Here is an 8,353-nt window from a genome sequence, read left to right as displayed (position 1 = left end):
TCATGATGGTCTCGGATGATTCACTTTTACCCCCTCAATCTGCCTATGTGCCAGTTGGGGTGCGGAATGTGGGTTGAAAACAAAGCGAGATTTTTATTCAGTTGTTTGAGGATAAATCTCATGGTCACACTACCAGGTAGAGCCTCACCGGGGCGTCAAATCCATCGATGAATATCCCAAGATAATGTCTGCATCTAGTTTAAGTCGTTGCAGGCGAGATTTGGTTTTTTGCAGTTTTTGTGATCGGCAGCGTTACTGTAAATGTACTGCCGACGCCTTCTTCACTGATCAAAGTAATTTCGCCACCGTGCAAGTCCACGCATTTTTTAACAATGCTCAGCCCCAGTCCAGTACCAGGAATGCGACCGACATTTTTAGCCCGGTAAAATGAATCAAACAGCCGTCCTTGGTCTGCGACAGGTATGCCAATTCCTGCATCCTGTACTGAAAAAATAGCCTCCGTTTCAGTAAGTTGTAATTCAAAAATTACTTCGGTATTTGGGGGAGAATACTTAATAGCATTGGACAGCAAATTGCCCAGAATTCGCCTGAGCAAGCTTACCTCCAAACACGCCATCGCGGATTGATGGTGATTGACAAAAATCAGCGTCACCCGCTCATTTTCATGTTTCAACTTCAGGCTGCTCTGAAATTCCTCTACCAACTCATTACACAACTTTGCTAAGTCTATCGGTAGCAAGCAAAAACCTGTTTTTCCCGACTCAACACGCCCCAGCAGCAAAACATCATCTAATAACAAATCTATGCCTTTTGCAGCTGCTTGAGTTTTGTCTAGAAGTTCTTGTGTTTTCTCCTCTGTTAATGTTAACTTGTACTTGCTAAGAAGTTGTGTAGTGCCGATGATGAAATTCAAAGGATTGCGAACGTCATGGGCAATCATGTACAGCAAAGATGTTTTCATCTCATTGAGTTCTTGGGCTGTTTGCAAAGTGCGATCGAGTTGGTCGTGAGACAATTTGAGAGTTAAAGACAACTGGCGCGATCGCAGCAAAATCTCCACCCGCGCTTGCAATTCTATCTTCTCGATCGGAGCGATAATCAAATCGTCAATACTTTGCCAAATAAATTGTGTTGCCATCCCTACATCCGAGCGGGATGTAATCAAAAGAAAAGGCAAGCATACCGGGTGTTCTGCCTCTTTTTGGGCGGCAACCCATTGCCAGTGGCGTTTCAGGGAAATACCGTCAATTATCGCCAGGTCAAAAGATTGATTAAATGGTAAAAACTCCTCACTATTTTCTGTTGAGTTTGGCAGCAATACCTCATAATAAACTGCTAGCCATTCTAATAACAATCGGCGATTTTCTTTTTGTTCGACAAGCAATAAAATTTGACTCACGCAGATTCTCCTAGCAAGCTGTGAACAATTCCCAGCAAATCTCTAACTATCAAAGGTTTTACCAACATATTCCGAGCCCCGTGGCAGAGGCTTTCGTGCTGAATGGCAGCGCTTTGTTTGGGCGAGAGTATCAGAAAAGGGATTTGGTGATTTCGCAGTTGTTCGCAGCAGTCCCAAATCCGGCGATCGAAACCAGAAATATCTACTAAAGCCATCCCGATCCTAGCAGGCTGACTGATAGCTTGTGCAACATCTTCATAGTTATAAGCCGCGATCATCTGGTATCCTTCTTTATTGAGAAATTGTGCTAATAGTTCCAAGTTTCGCTGATTGCGGTCTACGGCTAAAATTATTGAGTTGCCAGTCATTGATCAGCTTCCTGTGAATACGGGTTATACCATTTTAGATTTTAGATTGTAGATTTGAGATTTTAGAATGGGGAGTGAGTGATTATATATGGGTTGGGAGGTAGCCTCAAGTTGGATTCTTTTTTTATCTGGTATTAGCTTACTTTTCGGCGAGGGATTACATAGGTTTTCAGTTGAGTCAAATACAGTAGGGGTACAGGACACGGCCACGTGCCCTGTGCCCCTACTGTATTTCATAGAATTGAAAACTACACTACGATAAAAGTCTAAAAATACACAAATTTACCAATATATTTAAGTTTTCCAGAACTTAGGCTAGTGGTGAGGTGCGCGGTGCGCCCCCTACAGCTAGTGGTGAGGTGCGCGGTGCGCCCCCTACTTATTAGTAGATTCACGACTGCAAAATTAGCTGCACTTGCCCAGAAACAGCAGGAGAAGCCCCGATTCAATCTTCGTCCGGTTCCCCCTCAATCCACACCGGCGCCGAACTCAAAATGCCGCGCAGCCCCCGTATCGGTTTGCTGACTTTGATGCCGTAGCGAGTAATCTCGAGTTCTCGCAAAGTTCTCTCGAAATTGCTGACTCGTTTTTTAATTACTCCGATCCCCTTGCGGATTTCTGTCCTATTATGCAGTTGGCGTTCCAGATAGCGTATAAACAGAAGATTATCCGCCAAATAGCTAATTCCGATCTCGGTCAGCCGAAAATCTCCGCTAATAGCTTCTACCTCATTAATCAAAATAACGGTGACTCCCATATTCTTCAGATACTTACACAAAGCGTGCAAATTGTTCACCAAATCTTGCCCCTGCATCGAAAGCTGATAGCCAGAAATACTGTCAATCATCACAATCCGCGTCTTTTCCTGTTCCACTTCCTGCCGTACCATACAGGCAAACTGATCCGGCGAGTACAGCAAAGGTTCCACGGGTATCACCGAAAGACTTCCTTGCCCTATCATCGCCCCAACCGGGATGTTAACTGATTCGCAGCGCTGCAACAGAGTAGAAGTTGACTCCTCAAAAATGTAAACTACCGATCGCTCCCCCCTTCCTGCAGCTTCCTTCATAAACTGAATGCCCACCGTGGTTTTACCCACGCCGCTAGGCCCGCTAATCACCGTCACAGTCCCCCGTTCCAGTCCCCCGTGCAGTAATTCGTCGATTTCTGGAACCCCAGAAGAAATCGCTTCCGCAACAAAATCCTGTTGAAAGTTGTCCGGCAGCAGTCGCGGAAATACTTCCATACCAGCCTGAGTCAGGCGCAGCGAATGGCGGCCGCTGCGGAAGTTGGAGCCTCGCAGCTTGGTGACAGACAGGGCGCGTCCTTCAGGGCGCAGTTCCAAGTAAATTACTCCGTCGCTGATGAATTGCAAATCGTCATCGGGAGCACTTGAAGTGCCTTCTGAAGTGAACACCACCGTCGCCCCCCCTTCCACCAAAAACCGCAGAAAAGACAAAACTTGCTTGCGAAACTGAAACTCATCCGCAGCTAAGTAGCGAAATTGAGTGATCGCGTCCAAAAACACCCGTTGTGGCTTGACAGCTTGAACTCGCTCGATAATCTTTTGTGTAGTCGGTTCTCGCTCCACCTCGGAGGGGGAGAAAATGTCATAAGTCTGAACTTGGGTAAAAAATTCTGACGATGGGCTCAAATCGAGAAACGCCATCGCTTCCATATCAAAACCGAGACTTGCGGCATTGGCGCGCAATTGCGCTTCCGGTTCTCCTAAAGTAATAAACAGGGGCGTTTCTCCCAGAGCCACACCTGCTGCCAAAAAGTGAAAGCCCAGTGTAGTCTTGCCAGTACCCGGGCCGCCGCGCACCAGATAAGAGCGTTGAGGAATTAGGCCACCGCCAATCACTTCGTTGAGACCGGTAATTCCCATAGAAATTCGGTTTTGAGACATTTGTTTCTTCATGTTTTGAATATCGGGCCCGTATTAATATTTAATGGTTTTAGGCAGTGTTTTGATAATTTTTTTTAGCGGGCGTCTGATAACCTTCATGAAATCTTTTTCTACCGAAAATTACGTAAGCACACAAGAATTAGAAAGTATTGTCGGCACTGCTGGCATCTGTCGCTGGCAAGATACAGAGCCATTTTGGCAAGAACGGGTAGAAAAAGCAGTTGCCCCCCACACGAAAATAGATTGTACTGTTTACCCGAATACTCAGGAAGAACTGGCGGCTGTCATTGCTTGGGCTGGGCAAAATCGCTGTGCAGTCTTGCCTTGTGGCAGCGGCAGCAAACTTGATTGGGGTGGTTTAGTTAAATTAGACTCCGATCCCCCCCAGCCCAGGGCGGGCACGGGGGCACCGCCCCTACAAAGGGGGGAGCAAGATGTTGTCAAAGTGGGTCTTTTTAAGGGGGATTTAAGGGTATCTCGTGATGCAGCGGGGCTTGTGGCTGTCAGCACTTCGCGCCTCAATCGGCTTGTAGAACACGCTGTGGGCGATTTAACTGTGACGGCAGAAGCCGGGATGAAGTTTGCGGATTTGCAGCAAATTTTAGCTGCTGCAGGTCAATTTTTGCCGATCGATCCAGCATATCCGCAAGAGGTAACTTTGGGCGGCATTGTCGCTACTGCTGATGCGGGTTCCTTGCGGCATCGCTATCGCGGGGTGCGCGATTTGCTGTTGGGAATTACCTTTGTGCGATCGGACGGTAAAATTGCGGTAGCCGGGGGTCGAGTTGTTAAAAATGTCGCCGGCTACGACTTGATGAAACTGTTTACTGGTGCTTACGGCACATTGGGGGTCATTTCTCAAGTAACTTTCCGAGTTTATCCGCTGCCTGAATCATCGGGAACCGTAGTGCTGACAGGGGAAACTAATGCTTTGTCCCAAACGGCTCAAATCTTATTATCCTCTGCTTTGACACCGACAGCCGTTGATTTGCTGTCACCTGAATTAGTCGCAAAATTAGGCTTAGGAAAGGGCACGGGATTAATCGTCAGATTTCAAAGTATCGCAGAAAGTGTTAAACAACAATCAGCCCGCTTGCTGGAAGTTGGCGAAAAATTGGGTTTGCAAGGCACTAGCTGCTGCGAAAATGATGAGCATCAGTTATGGCAAAGATTGCCAGAAACAATGTGGGATTCTGGCACAAAGTCGGCAATTATTTGCAAAATAGGAATCAGACCGTCGGAAGCTGTAACGGCTATTAACGAATTGCCGGTACAGGACGCTTGGATTCATGCAGGCAGCGGTTTGGGGGTTTTGCGGTTTGAGAATGCGACGGTGGACAGGTTGTTGCAGGTACGCAGAGGGTGCGAAGCGAAAGGCGGTTTTCTGAGTGTTTTAGCAGCGCCGACCGACATCAAGCAACAGTTAGATGTTTGGGGCTATACTGGAAGTGCGATCGATTTAATGCGCCGGATTAAACAGCAGTTTGACCCGGAAAATATTTTGAGCCCCCATCGTTTTATAAGCGGTATTGTAAAACTTCATTGAGTTTATAAGCAATAATGGTATTATATTGTTGTGAGTGTTGAATAAGGAATACGCATAGCCCAAAAAACGCAAGTCTCAAATGCAACTAACAGAGAGGCACATCATTAAATCAACGGAACACCGTTTCGCCCAAATAGACGAACTAGCTTTCAAGTCCAAAAACCTCTACAATGCCGCCAATTACGTCATTCGTCAGAGTTTTATTTATGGGTGGGGCTATGTCAATTACAACGAAATGAACCGATTGATGAAGTCTCACGAAGCATATAAGGCTTTGCCTGCTAAAGTAAGTCAGCAAATCTTGATGGTGCTAGACAAGAATTGGAAATCGTTTTTTGAAACCGTTAAAGCTTACAAAGCTGACTCTTCAAAATTCACGGGTCGCCCAAAATTGCCAAAGTACAAAGATAAGACTAAAGGGCGAAATCTTCTCGTCTACACGATTCAAGCAATTAGCAGCAAACAGTTGAAGAAAGGAATCATTAAACTTTCCGGCACTGAACTTTCAATTAAAACCCAAGTCAATCCCAACCAGATTTGTCAAGTTAGACTGGTTCCGAAATGTGATTCCTATGTAATTGAGGTGATTTATGATGCTTGTACTGAGCGTAGTCGAAGTGAACCGGAGTCCACCCTTGGCAATGCCAACTCTGTAGCTAGTATTGATTTGGGACTGGATAATTTAGTGGCGTTAACTTCAAATCAGCCGGGATTTATCCCTTTGTTGATTAACGGGCGACCATTAAAATCGATTAACCAGTTCTATAACAAACGCAAATCCCGATTACAATCCCAGTTAAAAGGGAATCGTCAAACCTCACCCAGGATTCAGCGATTAACTCGCTGTCGCAATCAGAAAGTTGATAATTACTTGCATCATGCTAGTCGTGTGATTGTTGCGATTTTAAATACAAAACAAATTGGGACGCTAGTAATTGGCAAGAATGCACAGTGGAAAACTGAAATTGATCTAGGGAAGCAAACCAACCAAAACTTTGTTAGTATTCCTCACTCTCGATTAATTGAAATGTTGGAGTACAAAGCTCGGTTGGTGGGAATCACAGTAATTGTGCAGGAAGAATCCTACACATCGCGGGCAAACTTCGTGGGTCTAGACCCAATCCCTGTCTACGGGAAAACAGAAAAAGAGCCAATGTTTACTGGTAAGCGTATTAAGCGAGGTTTGTACAAAACATCGACTGGTCAGTTAATTAATTCTGATATCAACGCTTCGTACAACATCCTCAGAAAAGCAATCCCAAATGCCTTCAGCGATGGGATAGGGAGCTGCGTAGTTCAGCCGAGGCGGGTTAATCCGCTCAAAGTAAAAGTGAAGGGGGAGGGACTTGAAGCCTCCCATGCCTATAAATGACTATACTTTTACCAGCTATTTAGTTTAAAGTTTGTAGTCAGGACTTGATTCGTTCAGGACTTCTGTAAAAAGTGGTTTTACACGCTACTTCTAGCGGAATTTTTCGCGCGGCAAACCTACAGATAAAGCTTCTGCCTAAATTCCATTAAACTGACTAAAGTTCTGGGTACGAAGAAAAACAATTAGGTAATATATATATGCAAACTTCAGAAAAATCTCAAGTTCCCAGCGACGATTTAAGACCTGCCAAAGAAAGCAATTTTCTAGCACAAAATCCCCACTTACAAACCCTCGAAATCCCCGGTTTCGACGCCAACAATCCGCCCGATCCGAAATTAATCGATACTTGCGTACACTGCGGCTTTTGTTTGTCAACTTGTCCAAGTTATCGCGTACTCGGCAAAGAAATGGATTCGCCCAGAGGCCGCATTTATTTAATGGATGCAATCAACGAAGGCGACGCACCATTAAACGAAGCAACCTCCCAGCATTTTGATACTTGTTTGGGCTGTTTAGCCTGCGTTACAACTTGCCCTTCTGGAGTTCAATACGACAAATTAATTTCCGCAACGCGCCACCAAGTTACTAGAAATCAGGAACGCACTTTTTCGGACAATGTAATTCGCACTCTGATTTTTAATCTTTTCCCTTATCCTCACAGATTGCGACCTTTGCTTGCACCGCTGTTTATTTATCAAAAATTAGGACTGCCAAAACTTGTCCGCAAAACAGGTTTGCTGAAAAAAGTATTTCCCCGCTTGGCTGCGATGGAATCAATTTTGCCGAAAGTTACTGTCGATTCTTTCCGGGATAATTTACCAGAGGTAATTCCGGCAGAAGGGGAGAAACGCTATCGAGTCGGCGTGATTTTAGGCTGTGTCCAGCGGCTGTTATTTTCGCCAGTTAATGAAGCTACTGTGCGTGTTTTGACGGCTAACGGTTGCGAGGTTGTGGTTCCTAAAAGTCAGGGATGCTGTGCTGCTTTGCCGGAACACCAAGGCCAAGCGGAACAGGCGAAAGCTTTGGCGAGACAAATGATTGATAGCTTTGAAAATACGGGTGTTGATTTTGTGATTATCAACGCTGCTGGCTGCGGCCATACTTTGAAAGAATACGGTCATATTTTAGCAGATGACCCTGATTATCGGGAGAAAGCTGAAAAATTTGCTGTTAATGTTAAGGACGTGCAAGAGTTTTTAGCAAGTGCGGGAATTACGGCGAAACTTAATCCTTTGATTGATGGAGATTTGACAATTGTTTATCAGGATGCTTGTCATTTGTTGCACGGGCAAAAGATTAGTTTGCAGCCGCGTCAGTTGCTGCAACAAATCCCTGGGGTGAAGTTAAAAGAGCCTGTGGATGCGGCTTTGTGCTGCGGGAGTGCGGGAGTTTACAATATGCTTCAGCCGGAGATTGCTGATGAATTAGGAGTGCAAAAGGTGGAGAATTTGCTGAATACTGGGGCGGAGTTGATTGCTTCTTCTAATCCGGGTTGTTCTTTGCAAATTAAGAAGCATTTGGAGTTGCAGGGAAAGGAAGTTACTTTAATGCACCCTATTGAGCTTTTGGATTATTCGATTCGCGGGGTGAAGTTGCTGAGGAAGTAGTTTTGTAGGGCGAGTGGTGTCTGCCCTATTTTCGCTGCTGAATGAGATTTTTTTTTGATGAACCGCTGTATTGAGAAAGATCGCACTTTGGGCTGCTGTTCTAGCGGAAAGACTCAGGGTAAGAGCATCTCAATCAGGCTTGACACAAGCACTTGAGAATCTGCATCATATAGTCATCATTCATCGCCGCT

Annotated in this window: 6 protein-coding genes; 3 read left to right on the top strand and 3 right to left on the bottom strand. The window is 45.3% G+C overall.

From position 1 onward, the window contains the following. Positions 1-199: 199 nt before the first annotated feature. From QUA03_RS27525 to QUA03_RS27515, 3 genes are all read right to left on the bottom strand, one after another. On the bottom strand, positions 200-1,360 hold the full coding sequence (locus tag QUA03_RS27525) for an ATP-binding protein (protein WP_333216710.1): 1,161 nt from the start codon (positions 1,358-1,360) through the stop codon (positions 200-202). After that, the gene (locus tag QUA03_RS27520; protein ID WP_333216708.1) at positions 1,357-1,728 is read right to left on the bottom strand and encodes a response regulator; all 372 of its coding nucleotides are present in this window, start codon (positions 1,726-1,728) and stop codon (positions 1,357-1,359) included. The genes QUA03_RS27525 and QUA03_RS27520 overlap by 4 nt, the downstream gene beginning before the upstream one ends. A 445-nt stretch (positions 1,729-2,173) precedes the next feature. Then, complete coding sequence (locus QUA03_RS27515) at positions 2,174-3,637, bottom strand: ATPase domain-containing protein (protein ID WP_333216706.1); 1,464 nt, start codon at positions 3,635-3,637, stop codon at positions 2,174-2,176. Between the two features lie 97 nt (positions 3,638-3,734). On the opposite strand from QUA03_RS27515, the gene QUA03_RS27510 reads away from it, so the two are divergent. The 3 genes from QUA03_RS27510 to QUA03_RS27500 all read left to right on the top strand — a co-directional run bounded on the left by QUA03_RS27510 (position 3,735) and on the right by QUA03_RS27500 (position 8,162). Beyond that, a complete protein-coding gene (locus QUA03_RS27510; protein ID WP_333216704.1) occupies positions 3,735-5,183 on the top strand; it encodes an FAD-binding oxidoreductase in 1,449 nt (482 codons plus the stop codon). A gap of 79 nt (positions 5,184-5,262) precedes the next feature. Beyond that, the gene (locus QUA03_RS27505) at positions 5,263-6,555 is read left to right on the top strand and encodes a transposase (protein ID WP_333216702.1); all 1,293 of its coding nucleotides are present in this window, start codon (positions 5,263-5,265) and stop codon (positions 6,553-6,555) included. 197 nt (positions 6,556-6,752) lie between these two features. Continuing rightward, on the top strand, positions 6,753-8,162 hold the full coding sequence (locus QUA03_RS27500) for a heterodisulfide reductase-related iron-sulfur binding cluster (RefSeq protein WP_333216700.1): 1,410 nt from the start codon (positions 6,753-6,755) through the stop codon (positions 8,160-8,162). The last annotated feature ends 191 nt before the right edge of the window (positions 8,163-8,353 follow it).

The sequence above is a fragment of the Microcoleus sp. S36b_A4 genome (genome assembly GCF_036700645.1).
Taxonomy (GTDB): Bacteria; Cyanobacteriota; Cyanobacteriia; order Cyanobacteriales; family Microcoleaceae; genus Microcoleus.
This window is presented reverse-complemented; position numbering and strand designations above follow the sequence as displayed.